Raw genomic sequence first — 17,967 nt, forward strand, 5'->3', positions numbered from 1 at the left:
GGGAGGGCGCGGATGGTCGGATCGATGGGACGTCAGGCCGCCCTGGCCGCCTGGGCCCGCAAGAACCTCGCGCCGGTCGCCCTGTTCGGCGCGGTGATCCCGAAGGACCCGGCCTGGCGCGTCGCCGCCGACGCCGCCTTCGGCCCGCTTCCGCGCCTGAAGCTGGACGCCTACGCCCCGGCGCGGGGCGACGGGCCGTGGCCGGTGCTGGTGTTCTTCTACGGCGGCTCGTGGGACGCGGGGAACCGGCGGGACTACGGCTGGGCCGGGCGGGCCCTGGCGGCCCAGGGCTTCCTGACCCTGGTCCCGGACTACCGCCTGCATCCGGAGGCGGCCTATCCGGGCTTCCTGGAGGACGGCGCCCTGGCCGTGCGCTGGGCCGTCGACCACGCCCGCGCCCTGGGCGGGGACCCTGGGCGCATCGTGCTGGCCGGTCACTCGGCCGGAGCCTACAACGCCGCCATGCTGGCCCTGGACGACCGCTACCTGACGGCGGCGGGCGTCGATCCCAGGGTGGTGCGGGCCTTCGCCGGCCTGTCGGGGCCCTACGCCTTCCTGCCGCTGGACAAGCCCGTCACCCAGCGGACCTTCGGCGGCGCCGAGGACCTGGCGGCCACCCAGCCCGGCGCCCACGTCCGTCCCGACAGTCCGCCGGCCTTCCTGGCGACCGGCGAGGACGACACCCTGGTCCGCCCGCGCAACACCCGCCGTCTGGCCGCCGCCCTGCGCGAGGCCGGGGTGGCCGTCGAGGAGCGCTGCTACGCCGGACTGGCCCACGCCGGCCCGATGCTGGCCCTGTCGCGGCCGTTCAGGCGCAAGGCGCCGGTGCTGGCCGAGATGATAGGGTTCCTGAAGGCGTGGACAGGAGAGAGGCCATGACCGTGATCACCGCCGCCGAGCCCCAATTGTTCGTCGCCGATCTGGACGCGGCCTGCCGGTTCTATGTCGAGGTCCTGGGGTTCGACCTGGCCTTCTCGCACGGCGATCCGCCGTTCTACGCCCAGGTCGTCCGGGGCGGGGCCCGGCTGAACCTGCGCGGGGTCGAGGGGCCGGTGTTCGACGCCGGCTTCCGCGAACGCGAGCCCGACGCCCTGGCGGCCACCCTGACGCTGGACGACGCCGAGCCGCTGTTCCGCGCCTTCCAGGCGGCGGGCGCCCCGTTCCACCAGACCTTGCGGACCGAGCCTTGGGGCGCGCGCACCTTCGTCGTGCGCGACCCGGACGGCAACCTGATCCTGTTCGCCGGAACCGCCGGCTAGGAGCAGCTCCCCCCGTTCAGCTTGCGCTGATAGGCCTCGGCCAGGCTCATGTACGGCGGCAGGAAGGTGTGCAGCACCACGGCCTTGCCGTCGGTGGTCGTGCCCGCCACCCCGGCCCGCAGCTCGAAGTGCAGGTGGATGGTGGTGGGCGTGCCGCCGAAGTCGTTGCTGACCTTGCCCAGCTTCTGGCCGGCCACCACCGTGTCGCCCTCGTGCACCGCCAGGGCCGCCATCTGCATGTGCAGGTAGCGATAGACCCGGTGCGGGGCGGCCGACGAGGTCAGGGTGACCGTGTAGCTGCCGATGTCGGTGATCACGCCCTTCTCGGCCGCCACCGCCCAGTACTGGTTCTTCTTGCAGGCGGCCGGGCGGATGTCCTGGCCCTGGTGGCCCGTGCCGCCGCCGGCGCACAGCGGATTGTCGCGCGAGCGGGCCTCGCAGAAGGTGTCGTGCCAGGGCAGGCTGTAGTTGACCGCGTCGCACTGGCTGGTGCCGGCCGGACCCATGCCGCCGCCATGGCCGTAGACCTGGGAATTGGCGAAGGCGTCGTCCTGCAGCGGCCAGCACATGTTGGGCGACCACACCGTGCGGTCCAGATAGCCGTGGCCCTGGCCGGTCGGGATCACGCCCGGGGCGTCGTGGTTGAAGGTCGCGGGCGAGGGGGCCGGCGGCGTCGGCGGCTGGGCCGGGGGACCGGGCGCGGGCGGGATCGGCTCGCTGGACGGCTGCTCGGCCCCGCCGTCGGACGGCTGGTCCTCGGGCGTGGGCGGGCCGGGTTCGGGCGAGGCGGGCGTCTTGACCTCGCCGCCGGTCGAGCCCGGCGCGGCGGGCTTGGTGTCGTCGCAGGCGCCGAGGGCCAGGGCCCCCAAGGAAAGGGCCAGGACCAGCGGGGACAGCAGGAGCAGCTTGCGCATGGTCTTAGCCCCCCAGGCCGGCGGCGGCGCGGGCGGCCGCGCCCATCACCACGGCGGTGGTCTTGGCGGCCAGGCCGCGGGCGTAGTTGTCGTCGGCGCAGCGGGGGTCGGTGGGCGCGTCGCACCGCACCTCGACCGTGTAGAGCACGCCGTAGCGGACGAAGCTGATCAGCTGGCCGTCCACCGTGCGCTGCGAGGTGGCGCCTTCCGGACCCATCGGCGTGACCTTCAGCGGCGTCGCGGCGGGCAGGGGGACCACGGCGGTGGTGCCGGTCAGCGAGACGCCCGCACCGGGGGCGTCGGCGGTGATCGTGTAGTAGTCGCCGAACGAATAGATCCGCGCCCCGGCCGTCAGGTCGCCGTCGGTGGGCAGCAGGATCGGCACCCGGGTCATGTCGATGGCGGCCTGGTTGAGGTTGGGCGCGGGATTGCCGCCGCCGCTCTGGCGCAGGCCGCCGATCGCCGATTTCCAGTCGACCTGGCCGCCGCGCGGCGGGGCGCGGTTCAGCACCGCGATGCCGGGCCGTGTCGCCGCCGGGGCCGCGGTCGGAGCCGCCGCGCCCGGGACCTGCGCCCCGGTCGCCGGGTCGATCCGCGTCTGGGACAGCGCCGCCCCCAACGCGCCGGCGGCCACGATCCCGCCCAGCATCAAGCCTGTCACCAGTCGCATGAGAGCCCCCTCGCATCACGCCGTTATCTCGACCATACGACGCCCAAGCGTCGCTGTTAACCTTTGTTCGGCGAAGGGCGCCGGCCCGCCTGACGCCGGGGAGCGATTGAATGCGGGCCGCTTCCTGTCTATATGGCCGGACTGATCACGGGTCATGTGTGTGGCGGCCCGGAAAATCCCATAATATATCAAATGGATAGGGTTATTCCGCCATGCTGCTGACGATGATGAAGGCCAAGCTTCACCGGGCCACCGTCACTCAGGCCGACCTCGACTACGAAGGCTCGATCGCCATCGATCGCGACCTGCTGGACGCCTCGGGCATCCTGCCCAACGAGCAGGTCGACGTGCTGAACATCACCACCGGCGCCCGCTTCACCACCTACGCCATCGAGGCGCCGCGCGGCTCCAAGGTCATCGGCGTCAACGGCGCGGCCGCCCGCCTGGTCCAGAAGAACGACACGGTGATCGTCGTCACCTACTGCCAGATGCCAGCGGAAGAAGCTCGAAATTACGCCCCCACCGTGGTGCTGCTGGAAGACGGCAACCGCATCAAGAAGGCCGCCTGAGCATGCGCGCGCCCGCCGTTGTCCTGATCGCGGCGGGGCTCCTGCTCGCCGCCTGCTCTCCGAAGCTGCCCGGCGGCGTCGACGAGCAGCTGCTGTCGGAAGCCGTCGGCCGCGCCATCGGCGGTCCCAACACCTGCGTGCTGCTGGCGAACAAGGCCGGCAAGGTGGTCTGGACCGGCGGCGGCTACATCACCTGCGCCCGCAACCTGCCCACCTGCGGCGGAACCACCACCACGGCCCAGACCGTGCTGGAAGGCGCGGTCGGCAAGCCCGCCCGCTTCGCTAGCTGCTCCTCGGGCCCCGGCGTCAACACCGTCGGCTGGGCCATGGGCCCGGTGCCGGTCGGGGCGGGCAAGCCGGACCACGGCCTGTCGTACGTCGCGGTGATGGAGGGCGAACGCGCCCTGCCGGGCCGCGAGGTGCAGGAGCGGGTCGAAGAGGCCTTCGCCAAGGCGGGGCTGTAGCGCAACGATTGGGGACATGCCCATGGGCATGTCCCCAGCCGCATCTACTTCGCCAGTTCGTACGTCGCCGAAACGCTGACCTGCACCTTCAGCTCGCCGGCCGAGACCGGGCTGACCTCGGCCTTGTCCATGCGGGCCATGGCATACATCGGCATCGGGGGCGGGGCGGGCGTGTAGCCGCCGCCTTCGCCCAGGCTGACCAGGCGGACGATCTTGTAGCCGGTGGCCCGGGCGTAGAGGTCGGCCTTGGCCTGTAGGGCCTTGACCGCGTCCAGCCGCGCCGCGTCCTCGGCCGCCTGCGGGTTCTGCAGGCCGAAGCTGATCCCGCCCACATTGGTGGCCCCGGCGCCGACCGTGGCGTCGACGGTCTGGCCCAGCTTGGTCAGGTCGCGCACCTGGATGGTCACCTGGTTGCTGGCCTGATAGCCGCTGAGCTTCGGCGGATTGTTCTCCACATAGACGTACTGCGGATTGACGCTGAGATTGGAGGTCTGGATGTCGCGGTCGGCGATCCCGGCCTTCTTCAGGGCGGCGATCACCTTGTTCATCTGGACGGCGTTGGCGCTCATGGCCCCGGCGGCGGTCGCGCCGTCGGTCTGGACGCCCAGGGTGATGGTCGCCAGGTCGGGCGTGACCTTGGTCTCGCCCTGGGCCGACAGGTTCAGCGTCGTGGCGCGGAACGCCGCGTCGGCGCTGTCGGCGCCAAGACCTTGAGCAGAGGCGGGCAGGGCCGCGGCGGCGGAGGTCAGCAGGGCGCCGGCCAGGGCGATCGAGGCCGTGCGGGCGGTGAGGGCGGTCATAGTCGTCGTTCTCCATGCGGCTGCGGCGCCGCGACCCTAGCATCCCGTCCGCCGACCCCGGCAAGCGCGGCCGACGACGGACGCCCCACTCCTGACAGGCTCAACCTGAACCGGACCTTTAAGCCGCGTGCAGCCCATGCTAATCGACCCGTCCTCCCGAAGGGGCCGCGCGTCGCGCCGCCCGACGGTCTTGGGGGCCTGTAGCTCAATGGTTAGAGCCGACCGCTCATAACGGTCTGGTTGGGGGTTCGAGTCCCTCCAGGCCTACCAATTTTCCAGCGTGTGAAGATTCAAGGTCGGCGCGGCTGAGTCAGCAGGCCCCACCCGACCCACGAGGGGGAGGGAACGGCGTCTACGCTCGGCGGATAGCGAACAGACTTCAGCGTTTTCAACGCCCTGAACTTTTTCGACCGAACTTATCCTCACCCTTCCAGGCGCCCGTATCCTGATGTCACCTGAAGGCGTGGGAAGGGCGTCCGGCCGGCGACCGAACGGTTTTCGGGGGTGGACGAGCGGGAAGGCTTTGTCCGTCGTGTCCCACAAGGACGCCTTGGGTTGGAGTTGGAGCAGGTTCGCCTCAGCCGCGACGAAGCTCCGGCGCTCGGGGTAGGCGGATCAAGTCGCCAGGCCTGGGCTGAAATCGCCCAGGCGGTCCGGAAGGCGCCAACCTTCCGCCCGTCGGGGGCCTCCATCGGAGCCGGTTAAAAATCGGCGCCCCGAAGGCTTCCGGATAACGGCTCCGCGCGAAGCGCCTGACTTCGTCGAAACGGTAACAACATCAAAGCTATTCCGGGCGAGGCCCGGGCGCTTCGCACCCTTCCCATCACCCGCCAGGTTCCCCGGCCGGGGACATGCGCTCGCGCGTGTCCCCATCAGCTCGCACTAAGCCAAGACCTGGGGACACGCCCAAGGGCATGTCCCCGGCTGCTGTACGCGGCACGCTCATGGCGTCCGCCGCCCGATCATCACGAACAACCCCCCCTCCGGCCCCAGCGTCTTCATCCAGCCCATCTGGCTGAGCCAGGCTTCGAACCCCCAGTTGTCGGCCGCCGGTTCGAAGAGGTCGTCGGGCTCGTCGCCAATCACCGTGCTCGGATAGGCCCGCACATAGTCGACGCCGGTCTCGGCGAACCACTTCAGCACTTCGCCGTGCGTATGCCGGTGCTCCTCGGGGTGCCGGTACTGGTCGCGCAGCCAGGCGGCGTGGCGCTCGGGTTCAGACTGGCGGGACCGCAGCACCGGGTCGAAGGGGATCCAGCGGAAGCCGGTCAGGCGGGCGACGGCGCGCCTCAGCCGCAGGGGCAGCCTGGCGACGGCGTTGTAGAGGCCCAGCACGATCATGCCGCCGTCGGGCCGGGCCAGCCGCACCAGCCGCGCGAAGGCGGCCTTCGGGTCGGGGGTGTGATGCAGCACGCCCAGGCTCACCACCACGTCGAACGCCCCCTCGGCCAGCCCCGGGGCGTTGAGGTCGGTCTCGACGAACTGGACGTCGCGCGAGCCGAACCGCCGGGCGGCCGCCGCGCCGAGGTCCAGCGAGGCGCGGGTCAGGTCGGCGCCGATGACCAGCCGGTCGGCGCGGGCCAGGTAGAGGCTCATCTGGCCGGTGCCGCAGCCGACCTCGACGATCCTGGCGTCGCCGGGGATGGCGCGGTCCAGCAGGCGGGCGAACGGGCTGCGCTCGGCCCGGGCCCGCAGGCCGTCCAGGCTGTCGCGCGGCGGATAGCCGGGGAAGGGGGCGTGGCCGTAGAAGGCGCGGACGGCCTCGGTGCGGGCGTCGCCCGGCAGGCGCAGGTCGACGACGCCGTCCGCCGCGCCGTAGCGGGCGCCGCAGCCTCGGCAGGTCCAGTCGGCCGCCAGGACGCCGCCGCAGGCCGGGCAGGCCAGCAGGGCCCGTAGGTCGGCGCCGGTCGCGTCCTCCACGCTCAGAAGATCGCGTAGACGAACGGCGCCAGGGCCTCGACGGTGACGGCCAGGATCAGGATCGCGCCGGTCAGGCACAGGAAGACGGCCAGGGGCGCCAGCCAGCGGCGGCCCGACCGGTCACGCCAGAGGCCCTTGACGAGGTCGGCGGTCGAGCCGGCCATGCTGCCCAGCACGATCATCTGGCGATGGATGCGTCCACGACGGCGGATCATGCGAGTTCCTCCTGTGGTTCATTCGGTTCTTGGGGGGAAGCCTGGGCCAGGGCGCGCTTGACGATCCGGGCGCGGCCGGCGACCAGGACGTCGATCCCGCAGCGCCGGAACGTCGAATAGCCCTCGACCACCCGGTTGACGATCGGCTCGCCGGCCAGGTTGAACGAGGTGTTCAGCAGCACCGGCATGCCCGAGCGGCGGCCGTAGGCTTCGAGCAGGGCGTGCAGGCGAGGAGCCATGTCGCGCTCGACGGTCTGGACCCGGGCGGTGCCGTCCACGTGGGTGACCGCCGCCAGCCGCTCGCGCCATTCGGGGCGGACGGGGAAGACGCCGGACATGAACCGCGCCAGCCGCGCCCCGGCCGGCGGCAGCTCGAAATAGCGGTCGGCCGCCTCGATCGGCACGACGGGGGCGAAGGGGCGGAACTCCTCGCGGTACTTGATGTCGCGGTTCAGCCGGTCACGCATGGCCACGTCGTGCGGCGCAGTCAGGATGCTGCGGTGGCCGAGAGCCCGGGGGCCGAATTCGAGCGCGCCCTCCATCCAGCCGACCACGCGGCCGGCGGAGAGGTCGTCGGCGGTCTGTTCGACCAGGGCCGCCTCGTCGAGGGTGGCGACCGGCAGGCCGTCCTCGCCGGCCAGGCGGGCCAGTTCGCCGTCGTCGATGGCGGGACCCCAGAACGGGTGGTCGGGCACGTCGCGGTCGGGATTGCCGAAGTGGATGCGGTCGGCGTAGAGGGCCGCCCCCAGGGCCGAGCCGGCGTCGCCGGGGGCGGGCGGCACGAACAGGCGCTCAAAGCCGCTCTCGGCCAAGATGCGGGCGTTGGCCACGCCGTTCAGCGCCACCCCGCCGCCCAGGCACAGGTCGGGCAGACCGGTGTCGGCGTGGAGGCGGCGGGTCATGTCGACCAGGATCTCCTCCAGCACCGCCTGGACGCTGGCGGCGACGTCGGCGAAGCGGCGGCCCTCGGGCGTGGCCAGGTCGATCGGCTCGTAGGCCTGGCGGGGTGGACCGAACAGGTCGACGAAGCGCTTCGAGTACGAGCGGGCGACCGTCGTGTGGAAGGCGAAATAGTCCAGGTCCAGGGCGAAGGCGCCGTCGCCGGTGCGGCGGATGACCTTGCGGACCTGGTCGGCCATGGTCGGCCGGCCGTAGGCGGCCAGGCCCATGACCTTGTACTCGCCCTCGTTGACCGCGAAGCCGAGATAGGCGGTGAAGGTCGAGTACAGCATGCCCAGCGAGTGGGGGAACCGCACCTCGCGGTCGAGGACGAGGCTGGTCGGGCCGCCCGGCGTCCGCTGGCCCCGCCCGACGGTCAGGGTGGCCCATTCGCCGACCCCGTCGGTGGTCATGATCGCCGCATGGCGGGTGGGGGCGGTCAGGAAGGCCGCGGCGGCGTGCGACTGGTGGTGCTCGGTGAACAGCACCTTGTCGCGGCCCACGCCCAGCTGGGCGGTGATCAGGCCGCGCACCCAGGCCTTCTCGCCCAGGCTGTTCTTCATGGCGTGGGCGAAGGCGCCCCGGCCGTGGGGGAAGGCGCGCAGGGCGCTGACCAGGATGCGGTCGAACTTCAGCATCGGCCGCTCGTAGAAGACCACGGCGTCCAGGTCCTCGGGCTCGAGGCCGGCGCTGTCCAGGCACCACTCGATGGCCTCCAGCGGGAAGGCCGCGTCGTTCTTGCGGCGCGACAGGCGCTCCTGCTGCACGGCGCCGACCGGCAGGCCGTCCACCACCAGGGCTGCGGCGGCGTCGTGATAGTGGGCCGAGACGCCGAGGATCTTCATCAGTATTGCCGCTTCAGGGCCGCGCCGTTGCGCTCGGCGGCGATCGGGCTCCAGCCCTCGGGCTCGCGGCGCTGGGCGCGGCGGGCCATCAGGGCGAAGGGCGGCAGCAGCACGAAGTACTGCAGGGTCAGCACCACCGTGCCGATCACCGAGGCCAGGGCGCCGGCGAACCGCAGGTACAGCGACCACAGGCGGCGCAGGCGGGCCATCCACAGCAGGCGTCCGTGGTCCTTCGGCGCGACGCGCAGCAGCTGGGCGTGGGTGTAGTTCATGTGGAACGCCTCGTCGTGGCACACCTTCTCGAAGACCTCGCGGGTCGGCGGATCGCCGTCGAGCACGGCGATGTAGTGCGTGAAGTCGCGGGCGGCGGCCTTTTCGGACAGGTGCAGGAAGGCCAGCAGCGCGCCGTCGGCTTCCTGCTCGACCCGCAGGTCGTCCAGGCCGCGCTCGCCCGGGGCCAGCCAGTCGGTGTTGGCGGGACCGTCCGACCCGCGAGGAAGGCCGGACAGCAGCGCCAGGCCGCGCTGGCGGAACAGGCCGGCGTGACGCTGCTCGTCCAGGGCGTGGACCAGGAACAGGCGGCGGAGGAGGGGGTCTTTCGTCTGCTCGGCGGCCCGGACCAGGTCGCGGCCCCCGTCCGCCTCCACCTCCGCGAAGCGCAGGAGATTGTTGGCGCGCCGCCGGGCGTCGCGCCAGACCCATCGGTGGACCGATGACAGCGGGGATTGCATGGGGCAGGGTCCCTTCTGTCGGTCATCCAATATCATCCGCGAGGGAGGATCAACACTTGGCTGAGCGGGCCAAAGGCCCCGTCGCCGCGCCGTCGAGGGCGCGCGGCCTGGTCGCCGAGCTGGTCGTGGTCGTGCTCGGCCTGGCCCTGCTGGGCTGGGCCGCGGCGGCCGACACGCACTGGCTGGACCGGCACGTGCTGCCGGACTTCTACACCCCCCGCGAACGGCAGGTCCTGATCCTGAACCTCCTGCGCGGGGCGGCGGCGGCCCTGGGTCTGGCGCTGGTCTTCGTCGTGCGGCCGTGGGCCGGCCGGAAGCTGACGGACACGACCTCGGCCCGCCTGGCCTACGACGTCGCCCCCATGGCCCTGGCGGTGGCGCTGTCGCTGGCGGCCAGCGAGTTCCTGCTGTCGCGCCTGCCCTGGCTGGGGACCCAGGAGGTGCCGGCCCCGCGCGAGCCGCTGCGCCAACGCGATCCCCGCCTGGGCTGGGTGTTCGTCCCTTCGCGCGAAGGCGTCGGACGACTGGGCGGCCGCGACATCGCCTACGCCTTCGACGCCGAAGGCCATCGCGTCCGCCGTCTGGGCGACCAGGTGGACTACGCCCGGCCGACCATCCTGTTCACGGGCGAGTCCGTCATGGTCGGCCACGGCCTGACGTGGGAGGAGTCGCTGCCCGCCCAGGTCGAAGCCCTGACGGGCGTGCAGAGCGCCAACCTCGCGGTCGAGGGCTACGCCACCGACCAGTCCTATCTGCGGCTGCGCGACGAGCAGGCCGACTTCCGGCGCCCCGTGGCGGTGGTCGCCCTGTTCATGCCGTCCCTGCTGCGCCGGACCCTGGACCGTGACCGACCGCACCTCAGCCGCTCCCTGGCCGTCCGCCCGCCGACCCCTTCGCTGAAACTGGCCGAGGTGGCGCGGCGGGCGATCCCCTATCGCTCCGAGCGCAGCATCGACCGGGGCGTGGCCATCAGCCGGGCCGCCCTGGCCGACACCGTCGCCCTGGCCCGGCAACGGGGCGCCGTTCCGTTGATCCTGGTCCCGCAGATGCGGCCGGAGACGCCGGTCGAGGCCGACCTGCGCCGCCGCGTCCTCGACGGGGCGGACCTGCCCTACATGATCGTGCGGATCGATCCCGCCTGGCTGATCCCCCACAATCGCCATCCCGACGCCCGGGCCTCGCGGGCCATGGCCAAGGCGGTGGCCGGTTATCTGGCGGCGCGGGGCGTATCGAGCGCCTCATCAAGCGCCTCAGGGAACCGCGTCACGTCGAACTAGGGGAAACCCGGATGGACCCTGGCCCTCGGCCCCGCGACTCTCGCGTCCGACCGCCAACCCGCCGGGATGCGTATGATCATGTCCACCAAGCCGGCCAAGGACGTCCCCAAGCGCCCCGCGCGCATCGAGCTGCCGCCCGTGCCGCCGTTGCCGCAGGTGAGCGACAAGCCCGAAGTCGCCTCGACCCAGTACTCCACCCACCGCACCAAGCTCTCGACCTTCCGGACCCAGCTGTCGGAGCACCGGACCGACCTGTCGGAATACCGCACCGACCTGTCGACCTTCCGGACCGACCTCTCCACCCACCGCACCGAGATGTCGATGCGGCGCACCGGCATGTCGTTCCAGCGCACGCGGATGAGCGACGACCGGACCCTGATGTCGGTGATCCGAACCTCGCTGTCGCTGATCGGCTTCGGCTTCACGATCTACCAGACGTTCCAGAAGCTCCATGACGCGGGCACGATCGCCAACCCCAACGCCCCGCGCAATTTCGGCGTCATCCTGGTGCTGCTGGGCATCGTCATGCTGATCGTCGGCATGGTCCACCACGTGCAGTTCATGCTGGAGCTGAAGAAGACCCGGCAGGACATGAAGCGGAACGGGCTGGTCCATGCGGACAGCCGGTTCCCGGTCTCGGTCACCTTCATGGTCTCGCTGGGCCTGCTGCTGCTGGGCTTCGCGGCGATCGCCAACATGGTCTTCAGCGTGGCGGTGTTCGGGTAGTCGAGCCAAAGGTCCTCCCCCTCAGGGGGAGGACCTTATTTCACCTTCGGCAGGCTGGTGATCGGCTCGATCACGATGTCGCGGAAGAAGGTCTCGGCGCCTTCCGACTGCAGCTGGATCGCGCCGTGGGTCAGGGGGCGGCCGTCGGCCTTCAGGTCGCGGACCTCGAGCACGGGCACGCCGTTGACAACGTGGACGGCGCGGTCGCCCAGCACGTAGAGGTCCAGGGTGTTCCATTCGCCGGCGGGATTCTCGGCGTCGCTGTAGGCCTCGACGTTCCAGTTGCCCGTGCCGCCCTGGACCGTCTGGACCCGGCCGCCGGGCGTGAACCGCAGCTTGGGCGGGATCAGGGCGGGATCGTCGACGGCGTCTGTCGTGGTGCTGATCGCCTCGCCGACGGGCACGACCATGCCGATCGAGCCGGTCATGATCTCGAACTCCACCGCCTGGCTCCAGGTGCCCCAGACCGCGCCGGGCGCGCCGTGGCTGTGATAGAGCAGGCCGTTGTTGGGCGCCTGGGTCTCGCGCGGCGCCCAGCGGCCCTTGCCCCACTTGTACTGGAGCCGCAGGTGGTAATCGTGGAAGTCGCCGCGACGGACCAGGCTGCCCCAGGTCCTGCCGTTGACATAGAGCGCCGGGCGGCCGTCCTCGACCACCACCTTGAAGATGTCGGCGCTCTGGGCGCCGACGCCGATCGGGGCGACGGGCGGACGCTTGTAGGTCAGGGCCGGGTCGGCGTAGCCGAGCCAGGCGTCCCAGTCCTTCAGGTCCTTGCCGTTGAACAGCGTGACGGCGGGGCCGGCGGCCTTGGGCACGTCGGCCAGGGTCAGGGGCTTGCTCGGCGCGGCGAGGGCGGGCGTGGCGGCCAGCGCCAGGGTGAAGGCCAGGGTCTTGAACATGGGTCCTCCCGCGCCCCTTCTCCGAGGCCGGCGGCAAGGTATCTGACAGCGTTGTCGGTTCAAGCGCCATGAGGTCGTAGATGCGGCCGGAGACAGGTCCGTGGACCTGTCTCCGTCAATGCCCGCGGAAACGGCAGCTTGGCTCCGCAACCACCCCGGTCCTTTGGCGTCCGCTTCCCAGCCGCGCTTATCGGCGCCACCCTCGCCGCCATGGCCTATCGCGCGACCCTGGGCGGAACCACCTGGACCTTCGAGAGCCTGGCCGACCTGATGGCCAAGGCCTCGCCGCCGCGTTCGGGCGACGCCCTGGCGGGGATCGCCGCGACCAGCGCCCAGCAGAACGTCGCCGCCAAGACGGCCCTGGCCGACCTGCCGCTGAAGGCCTTCCTGGACCAGGCCCTGGTGTCCTACGAGGCCGACGAGGTCACGCGCCTGATCCTCGACGGCCACGACGCGGCGGCCTTCGCGCCGGTGGCGTCGCTGACCGTGGGCGCGTTCCGCGACTGGCTGCTGTCGGAGCTGGCCACGCCCGCCGCCCTGGCCGCCCTGGCGCCGGGCCTGACGCCCGAAATGGCGGCGGCGGTCAGCAAGCTGATGCGCAACCAGGACCTGATCCTGGCCGCCTCCAAGCGCCAGGTGACGACGCGGTTCCGCAACACCATCGGCCTGCCCGGGACCATGGCCGTGCGGCTGCAGCCCAACCATCCGACCGACGACCCGGCCGGGATCACCGCCTCGATCCTGGACGGCCTGCTGTACGGTTGCGGCGACGCGGTGATCGGCATCAACCCGGCCAGCGACAGCCTGTCGGTGCTGGGCGACCTGACCCGGCTGATGGACGACCTGATCCGGCGGTTCGAGATCCCGACCCAGTCCTGCGTCCTGACCCACGTGACCACGGCCATCCAGCTGATCGAGCGCGGCGCGCCGGTCGACCTGGTGTTCCAGTCGATCGCGGGGACGCAGGCCGCCAACGCCAGCTTCGGCGTCACCCTGGAGCTGCTGCGCGAGGGGCTGGAGGCGGGGCGGTCGCTGAACCGGGGAACCGTCGGCGACAACGTCATGTACTTCGAGACCGGCCAGGGCTCGGCCCTGTCGGCCGGCGCGCATCACGGCGTGGACCAGCAGACGCTGGAGGCCAGGGCCTACGGCGTGGCCCGCGCCTTCGAGCCGCTGCTGGTCAACAGCGTGGTCGGCTTCATCGGCCCCGAATACCTCTACGACGGCAAGCAGATCATCCGGGCCGGGCTGGAGGACCACTTCTGCGGCAAGCTTCTGGGCGCGCCGCTGGGGGTGGACGTCTGCTACACCAACCACGCCGAGGCCGACCAGGACGACATGGACAGCCTGCTGACCCTGCTGGCCACGGCGGGCGTCACCTTCGTGATGGGCGTGCCGGGCGCCGACGACGTGATGCTGAACTACCAGTCCACCTCGTTCCACGACGCCCTCTATGTCCGCGAGCTCTTGAGCCTGAAACGGGCGCCGGAGTTCGAGGCCTGGCTGGAGCGGGCGCGGATCGTCGGGGCGGATGGACGCCTGGCGCCCCGGGCCGCCGGCCATCCGCTGCTGACCGCCGGGCGCGTCGGATGAGCGCCCCCCCTTCACTTCCAGGCGTCACGCCCGATCCCTGGACCGCCCTGCGCCGCCACACGCCGGCCCGTATCGCCCTGGGGCGGACGGGCTCCAGCCTGCCGACCTCCGAGGTGCTGGGTTTCGCCCTGGCCCACGCCCAGGCCCGGGACGCGGTCCACGCCCCGTTCGAGGCCGAGGCGACGGCGGAGGCGATCCAGGCCCTGGGGCTGGAGACCGTGATCGTCGACAGCGCCGCGCCGGACCGGGCGTCCTATCTGCGCCGGCCCGACCTGGGGCGGACCCTGTCGGAGACCGGCCGCGCCGCCCTGGTGGCCCGGACGCGCGGGGCCTGCGACCTGGCGATCGTGGTCGCCGACGGCCTGTCCAGCACCGCCGTCCACGCCCACGCCGCGCCCCTGATCGAGGCCCTGCTGCCGGCGGTGCGGGCGGCGGGCTGGCGGCTGGCTCCGGTGATCGTCGCCCGCCAGGCCCGCGTGGCGCTGGGCGACGCGGTCGGCGAGCTGCTGGGCGCGCGGCTGGCGATCCTGCTGGTCGGCGAGCGGCCGGGCCTGTCGTCGCCCGACAGCCTGGGGGCCTACATCACCTTCGCGCCCAAGGTCGGACGCAGCGACGCCGAGCGCAACTGCGTGTCGAACATCCGCGCCGAGGGGCTGAGCTACGAGGCGGCGGCGTTCAAGCTGGCCTGGCACGCCCGCGAGGCCTTGCGGCTGGGCCTGACCGGCGTGGGCCTGAAGGACGAGAGCGACATCGCCGCCCTCGAGGCCGTCACGCCCCCGCGTATCGCTCCAGCAGGATCGCGATCGCCGACAGGCTGACGCACGAGACGGCGGTGGTCAGGGCCACGATCCGCGCCCCGCCGCGCTCGAACACGCTGTAGGCCTTGGTCTGGATGAAGACGTTGACCGCGGTCGGGGTGGCGGCCAGCAGGGTCGCGCCCAGGCGGAAGGGCAGGGGGGCGTCCACGAGGTCGGCGGCGAACCAGACCAGCAGCGGCAGCACCAGCAGCTTGCCGACGGCGGCGACGATGATCGGGGTCCAGCGCGGGATCGGCGGGGGCTCTTCCTCGGTCGGCTCGCAGGGGACGCCGGCGGCGGGGAGCCCGGTCAGGCCCAGGGCGACGCCGAGGGCGACCAGGGCCACGGGGCTGCCCGAGGCGGCCGCGGCGGCCACGGCCCGGTCCAGCACGCCGGGCAGGGACAGGCCCAGCAGGGCCATGGCCGAACCGGTCATGGCCGCCAGGACGATGGGATTGCGCAGGGCCTGCATCAGCGAGCGCCAGGTCGAGCGGCCGCCGGCCCAGCCCAGCAGGCCCACGCCGATGGCCGCCACGACGACGAAGTCCACCGCGACCGCGCCGGCCGACAGCCGCGCGGCCTCGGGACCCAGCACGGCGGCGGCGATGGGCAGGCCCAGGAAGGCGCTGTTGCCCAGGCTGGCCGACAGCGAGCCGCCGGCCCGTTCCTCGCGCGTCCACCTCAGGGCGCCGCCCAGCGCCGCCATCAGGACCACCACCAGCAGGGCGCAGGCGCCGTAGGCGGCCAGGCCCAGGGCCAGGGACCGGTCGGGCGCGCCGACCCGCGACAGCGAGTGCACCAGCAGAGCCGGGAAGCCGATCCAGTAGACATAGGTCGACAGGCCCGCCGACATCCGGGCGTCGAACAGGCGCAGCCGGGCCAGGGTGACGCCCGCCGCGACCAGCAGGAAGAACGGCAAGACCCGCTGCGGCACGTCGAGCAGGAGATGGATCAAGGCGCTACCATGGAACTGCGGGACGGCGATAAGCGCGCCACCCGGCGGGATTGATGCCCGAAAGAGAGTCGGGGCCGAAACAAGGCAAGGCTCGATACCACCGGCGAAGGCGGGCGGTCCAGCGGCGCACGACGGGAGCCCGGCTCAGCGCTCGTCCACGGGAAGGCGGATATGCACCAGCCGCCAGGTGAAGAGCTTGTCGCGGCGGAAGGTGAAGACCGTGGTCCTGGCCGGCTGGCCGGGCCGCTTGACGCTGATCCGCACGCGGTTGGGGTCCCAATAGGCGATCATGGCGTGCGGCCCGGCCACGGCGGCCTTGGCCTTGTCCATGGCCGTCGCCGGCCTGGGCGGGACGGGCGGGGCCGCGCCGGGCGCGTAGCCGCGGGTCAGGGCCGACAGCCCCTGGATGGTCAGGTAGCGGTCGACCTTGGGCTCGGGCGGGGCGATCGGCGCGATGGCGCGCTTGAAGACGCCCAGCGGGTCGCGCCAGAGCGAGGGCGGTTCGGCCGGGGCCGCGGCGGCCGGGGTCTTGTCGTTCAGCTCGGCGGTCAGGCTGCCCCGGACGGCCGGGAAGTCGACCAGTTCGCTGATCGCCTGCACGTCCTCGTACTGGGCGGCGGCCTTGAGGGCGCGGAAGGCGAACCAGGGAGCGGTGGCGAAGGCGGCGGCGAAGATGACGATGCCCAGGACCAGCAGGTCCCAGATCCGCTTTTGCACAGTCATCGCCGCCCCCGCGCGAAGAAGGTTAAGGTTCGCATAGACACCCTAATCCCCGGCGCGCCGCAAGGTTTCTCGCGCGAGACGGGCGCTGGACGGGCGGTCCAACGAAAAACGCCCCCCGGTTTCCCGAGGGGCGTTTGGCGATCGGTCGAAGACCGGCGGCGGCCTAGGCCGCCATCGCCTTCTTCAGGTTCTCGTCGATCTTGTCGAGGAAGCCTTCGGTGGTCAGCCACGACTGCTTGTCGCCGACCAGCAGGGCTAGGTCCTTGGTCATGAAGCCGCTCTCGACGGTGTCGATGCAGACCTTTTCCAGGGTGGCGGCGAACTTGGCCAGTTCGGCGTTGTCGTCCAGCTTGGCGCGGTGGGCCAGGCCACGGGTCCAGGCGAAGATCGAGGCGATCGAGTTGGTCGAGGTCGACTCGCCCTTCTGGTGCTGGCGGTAGTGGCGGGTGACGGTGCCGTGGGCGGCTTCGGCTTCCACCGTCTTGCCGTCCGGGGTCATCAGCACCGAGGTCATCAGGCCCAGCGAGCCGAAGCCCTGGGCGACGATGTCCGACTGCACGTCGCCGTCGTAGTTCTTGCAGGCCCAGACGTAGCCGCCCGACCACTTCAGCGCCGAGGCGACCATGTCGTCGATCAGGCGGTGCTCGTAGTGGATGCCCTTGGCCTTGAACTTGTCGGCGTATTCGGCGTCGTAGATCTCCTGGAAGATGTCCTTGAAGCGGCCGTCATAGGCCTTGAGGATCGTGTTCTTCGTGGAGAGGTAGACCGGATAGCCGCGGTTCAGGCCGTAGGCGAACGAGGCGTGGGCGAAGTCGCGGATCGACTCGTCGAGGTTGTACATGCCCATGGCCACGCCGGCCGACGGGCTCTTGAACACTTCGTGCTCGATGGTCTGGCCGTCGTCGCCGACGAACTTGATCGACAGCGTGCCCTTGCCCGGGAACAGGAAGTCGGTGGCCTTGTACTGGTCGCCGAAGGCGTGGCGGCCGACGATGATCGGCTGGGTCCAGCCCGGCACCAGGCGCGGCACGTTCTGGCAGATGATCGGCTCGCGGAAGATCACGCCGCCCAGGATGTTGCGGATGGTGCCGTTCGGCGACTTCCACATCTTCTTCAGATTGAATTCCGTCACGCGGGCTTCGTCGGGCGTGATGGTGGCGCACTTGACGGCCACGCCGTGCTTCTTGGTCGCCTCGGCCGCGTCGATCGTGACCTGGTCGTTGGTGGCGTCGCGGTTTTCGACCGACAGGTCGTAGTAGTCGAGCTCCAGGTCCAGGTACGGGAAGATCAGCTTATCCTTGATGAGCTTCCAGATGATCCGGGTCATTTCATCGCCGTCCATGTCGACGACGGGGTTGGCGACTTTAATCTTGGCCATTGCGGGGTCTTTCCTCTCGCGGTGGCGCGCCTGTGACTCTTTGGCGCACAGGGCCTGGGAGCGGCGCGGACGGCGTGCCTATAGACTGTTGCGAGCCGGGGGGAAAGCCGAGGTCGAACCGAACCTGTGACGAAGCCGTTTCGGCGAGCTAAGTCTTTGATCCAGGTGTAAATCCTTATTGAGGTTCTTGGGGTACGAACAAGGCGTGAAGAAGCGGGGAGCCATAGCCGACGTCACGTCGCCGCTCGCGCGGCGGCTGTTGGCGATTGTCGCGATCCTGTCCATCGCGGTGA

19 protein-coding genes and 1 tRNA gene are annotated in these 17,967 nt (G+C 71.3%); 9 read left to right on the top strand and 11 right to left on the bottom strand.

Annotated elements, in window-relative coordinates; all coding sequences use genetic code 11:
* Positions 1–12: 12 nt before the first annotated feature.
* Both BR39_RS0119655 and BR39_RS0119660 read left to right on the top strand, forming a co-directional pair.
* Positions 13–879, top strand: coding sequence for an alpha/beta hydrolase (locus tag BR39_RS0119655; RefSeq protein WP_029915361.1), 867 nt, complete (start codon positions 13–15; stop codon positions 877–879).
* Positions 876–1,259 (top strand): VOC family protein, encoded by a 384-nt coding sequence (locus tag BR39_RS0119660; RefSeq protein WP_029915363.1) that lies wholly within the window; start codon positions 876–878, stop codon positions 1,257–1,259. Before BR39_RS0119655 ends, BR39_RS0119660 begins: the two co-directional genes overlap by 4 nt.
* Here the strand turns inward: BR39_RS0119660 and BR39_RS0119665 are convergent.
* Together BR39_RS0119665 and BR39_RS0119670 are read right to left on the bottom strand one after the other, a co-directional pair.
* Complete coding sequence (locus BR39_RS0119665) at positions 1,256–2,173, bottom strand: M23 family metallopeptidase (RefSeq protein ID WP_029915366.1); 918 nt, start codon at positions 2,171–2,173, stop codon at positions 1,256–1,258. The two genes, BR39_RS0119660 and BR39_RS0119665, sit on opposite strands and share 4 nt — an antisense overlap.
* A 4-nt stretch (positions 2,174–2,177) precedes the next feature.
* Positions 2,178–2,843 carry a hypothetical protein gene (locus tag BR39_RS0119670; RefSeq protein ID WP_029915367.1) on the bottom strand — a complete coding sequence of 222 codons (666 nt, stop codon included), beginning with the start codon at positions 2,841–2,843 and terminating at the stop codon, positions 2,178–2,180.
* Positions 2,844–3,055: 212 nt separating this feature from the next.
* Here BR39_RS0119670 and panD point away from each other — a divergent pair, with 212 nt between their 5' ends.
* Positions 3,056–3,412, top strand: coding sequence for an aspartate 1-decarboxylase (gene panD / locus BR39_RS0119675; protein ID WP_029915369.1), 357 nt, complete (start codon positions 3,056–3,058; stop codon positions 3,410–3,412).
* 2 nt (positions 3,413–3,414) lie between these two features.
* Positions 3,415–3,876: a hypothetical protein gene (locus BR39_RS0119680; RefSeq protein WP_029915370.1), complete on the top strand. Its 462-nt coding sequence runs from the start codon at positions 3,415–3,417 to the stop codon at positions 3,874–3,876.
* Positions 3,877–3,920: 44 nt separating this feature from the next.
* On the opposite strand, the gene BR39_RS0119685 is transcribed toward BR39_RS0119680, so the two are convergent.
* The gene (locus BR39_RS0119685; protein ID WP_029915371.1) at positions 3,921–4,676 is read right to left on the bottom strand and encodes an SIMPL domain-containing protein; all 756 of its coding nucleotides are present in this window, start codon (positions 4,674–4,676) and stop codon (positions 3,921–3,923) included.
* Positions 4,677–4,870: 194 nt separating this feature from the next.
* On the opposite strand from BR39_RS0119685, the gene BR39_RS0119690 reads away from it, so the two are divergent.
* Positions 4,871–4,946, top strand: a tRNA-Ile gene (locus BR39_RS0119690).
* Positions 4,947–5,618: 672 nt separating this feature from the next.
* On the opposite strand, the gene BR39_RS0119695 is transcribed toward BR39_RS0119690, so the two are convergent.
* Genes BR39_RS0119695 through BR39_RS0119710 form a run of 4 tightly spaced genes read right to left on the bottom strand, consistent with a single transcriptional unit; the run spans position 5,619 to position 9,326 of the window.
* Positions 5,619–6,596: a class I SAM-dependent methyltransferase gene (locus BR39_RS0119695; RefSeq protein ID WP_029915372.1), complete on the bottom strand. Its 978-nt coding sequence runs from the start codon at positions 6,594–6,596 to the stop codon at positions 5,619–5,621.
* A gap of 2 nt (positions 6,597–6,598) precedes the next feature.
* Positions 6,599–6,811: a DUF5989 family protein gene (locus BR39_RS0119700; RefSeq protein WP_029915373.1), complete on the bottom strand. Its 213-nt coding sequence runs from the start codon at positions 6,809–6,811 to the stop codon at positions 6,599–6,601.
* Positions 6,808–8,595 (bottom strand): carbamoyltransferase N-terminal domain-containing protein, encoded by a 1,788-nt coding sequence (locus BR39_RS0119705; RefSeq protein WP_029915374.1) that lies wholly within the window; start codon positions 8,593–8,595, stop codon positions 6,808–6,810. The genes BR39_RS0119700 and BR39_RS0119705 overlap by 4 nt, the downstream gene beginning before the upstream one ends.
* Complete coding sequence (locus tag BR39_RS0119710; protein ID WP_029915375.1) at positions 8,595–9,326, bottom strand: ferritin-like domain-containing protein; 732 nt, start codon at positions 9,324–9,326, stop codon at positions 8,595–8,597. The genes BR39_RS0119705 and BR39_RS0119710 overlap by 1 nt, the downstream gene beginning before the upstream one ends.
* 56 nt (positions 9,327–9,382) lie before the next feature.
* On the opposite strand from BR39_RS0119710, the gene BR39_RS25465 reads away from it, so the two are divergent.
* Both BR39_RS25465 and BR39_RS0119720 read left to right on the top strand, forming a co-directional pair.
* Entirely contained in the window at positions 9,383–10,603 is a 1,221-nt protein-coding gene (locus BR39_RS25465; RefSeq protein WP_035018751.1) for a hypothetical protein, read from the top strand.
* A gap of 78 nt (positions 10,604–10,681) precedes the next feature.
* Positions 10,682–11,329 (top strand): YidH family protein, encoded by a 648-nt coding sequence (locus tag BR39_RS0119720; protein ID WP_197026733.1) that lies wholly within the window; start codon positions 10,682–10,684, stop codon positions 11,327–11,329.
* 35 nt (positions 11,330–11,364) lie between these two features.
* Here the strand turns inward: BR39_RS0119720 and BR39_RS0119725 are convergent, their stop codons facing one another.
* Entirely contained in the window at positions 11,365–12,228 is an 864-nt protein-coding gene (locus BR39_RS0119725) for a DUF1080 domain-containing protein (RefSeq protein ID WP_029915379.1), read from the bottom strand.
* Positions 12,229–12,438: 210 nt separating this feature from the next.
* Here BR39_RS0119725 and BR39_RS0119730 point away from each other — a divergent pair, with 210 nt between their 5' ends.
* Both BR39_RS0119730 and eutC read left to right on the top strand, forming a co-directional pair.
* A complete protein-coding gene (locus BR39_RS0119730; protein WP_029915382.1) occupies positions 12,439–13,821 on the top strand; it encodes an ethanolamine ammonia-lyase subunit EutB in 1,383 nt (460 codons plus the stop codon).
* Positions 13,818–14,639 carry an ethanolamine ammonia-lyase subunit EutC gene (eutC, locus tag BR39_RS0119735; protein ID WP_029915384.1) on the top strand — a complete coding sequence of 274 codons (822 nt, stop codon included), beginning with the start codon at positions 13,818–13,820 and terminating at the stop codon, positions 14,637–14,639. The genes BR39_RS0119730 and eutC overlap by 4 nt, the downstream gene beginning before the upstream one ends.
* Here eutC and BR39_RS0119740 read toward each other — a convergent pair.
* The 3 genes from BR39_RS0119740 to BR39_RS0119750 all read right to left on the bottom strand — a co-directional run bounded on the left by BR39_RS0119740 (position 14,590) and on the right by BR39_RS0119750 (position 17,674).
* Entirely contained in the window at positions 14,590–15,573 is a 984-nt protein-coding gene (locus tag BR39_RS0119740; protein ID WP_029915386.1) for an AEC family transporter, read from the bottom strand. The genes eutC and BR39_RS0119740 overlap by 50 nt on opposite strands.
* Positions 15,574–15,717: 144 nt before the next feature.
* Positions 15,718–16,296 carry a DUF2939 domain-containing protein gene (locus BR39_RS0119745; RefSeq protein ID WP_029915388.1) on the bottom strand — a complete coding sequence of 193 codons (579 nt, stop codon included), beginning with the start codon at positions 16,294–16,296 and terminating at the stop codon, positions 15,718–15,720.
* A gap of 163 nt (positions 16,297–16,459) precedes the next feature.
* On the bottom strand, positions 16,460–17,674 hold the full coding sequence (locus BR39_RS0119750) for an NADP-dependent isocitrate dehydrogenase (RefSeq protein WP_029915390.1): 1,215 nt from the start codon (positions 17,672–17,674) through the stop codon (positions 16,460–16,462).
* Positions 17,675–17,967: the final 293 nt, after the last annotated feature.

It is taken from the genome of Caulobacter sp. UNC358MFTsu5.1, assembly GCF_000712075.1.
GTDB lineage: Bacteria > Pseudomonadota > Alphaproteobacteria > Caulobacterales > Caulobacteraceae > Caulobacter.

Bases quoted from the DNA above. Each gene is read 5' to 3' on its own strand.
- BR39_RS0119710 (WP_029915375.1), bottom strand. From the start codon at position 9,326: ATGCAATCCCCGCTGTCATCGGTCCACCGATGGGTCTGGCGCGACGCC.
- BR39_RS0119680 (WP_029915370.1), top strand. From the start codon at position 3,415: ATGCGCGCGCCCGCCGTTGTCCTGATCGCGGCGGGGCTCCTGCTCGCC.
- BR39_RS0119725 (WP_029915379.1), bottom strand. From the start codon at position 12,228: ATGTTCAAGACCCTGGCCTTCACCCTGGCGCTGGCCGCCACGCCCGCC.
- BR39_RS0119750 (WP_029915390.1), bottom strand. From the start codon at position 17,674: ATGGCCAAGATTAAAGTCGCCAACCCCGTCGTCGACATGGACGGCGAT.
- BR39_RS0119700 (WP_029915373.1), bottom strand. From the start codon at position 6,811: ATGATCCGCCGTCGTGGACGCATCCATCGCCAGATGATCGTGCTGGGC.
- BR39_RS0119665 (WP_029915366.1), bottom strand. From the start codon at position 2,173: ATGCGCAAGCTGCTCCTGCTGTCCCCGCTGGTCCTGGCCCTTTCCTTG.
- BR39_RS0119720 (WP_197026733.1), top strand. From the start codon at position 10,682: ATGTCCACCAAGCCGGCCAAGGACGTCCCCAAGCGCCCCGCGCGCATC.
- BR39_RS0119685 (WP_029915371.1), bottom strand. From the start codon at position 4,676: ATGACCGCCCTCACCGCCCGCACGGCCTCGATCGCCCTGGCCGGCGCC.
- BR39_RS0119745 (WP_029915388.1), bottom strand. From the start codon at position 16,296: ATGACTGTGCAAAAGCGGATCTGGGACCTGCTGGTCCTGGGCATCGTC.
- BR39_RS0119660 (WP_029915363.1), top strand. From the start codon at position 876: ATGACCGTGATCACCGCCGCCGAGCCCCAATTGTTCGTCGCCGATCTG.
- BR39_RS0119670 (WP_029915367.1), bottom strand. From the start codon at position 2,843: ATGCGACTGGTGACAGGCTTGATGCTGGGCGGGATCGTGGCCGCCGGC.
- BR39_RS0119705 (WP_029915374.1), bottom strand. From the start codon at position 8,595: ATGAAGATCCTCGGCGTCTCGGCCCACTATCACGACGCCGCCGCAGCC.
- panD (WP_029915369.1), top strand. From the start codon at position 3,056: ATGCTGCTGACGATGATGAAGGCCAAGCTTCACCGGGCCACCGTCACT.
- eutC (WP_029915384.1), top strand. From the start codon at position 13,818: ATGAGCGCCCCCCCTTCACTTCCAGGCGTCACGCCCGATCCCTGGACC.
- BR39_RS0119730 (WP_029915382.1), top strand. From the start codon at position 12,439: ATGGCCTATCGCGCGACCCTGGGCGGAACCACCTGGACCTTCGAGAGC.
- BR39_RS0119655 (WP_029915361.1), top strand. From the start codon at position 13: ATGGTCGGATCGATGGGACGTCAGGCCGCCCTGGCCGCCTGGGCCCGC.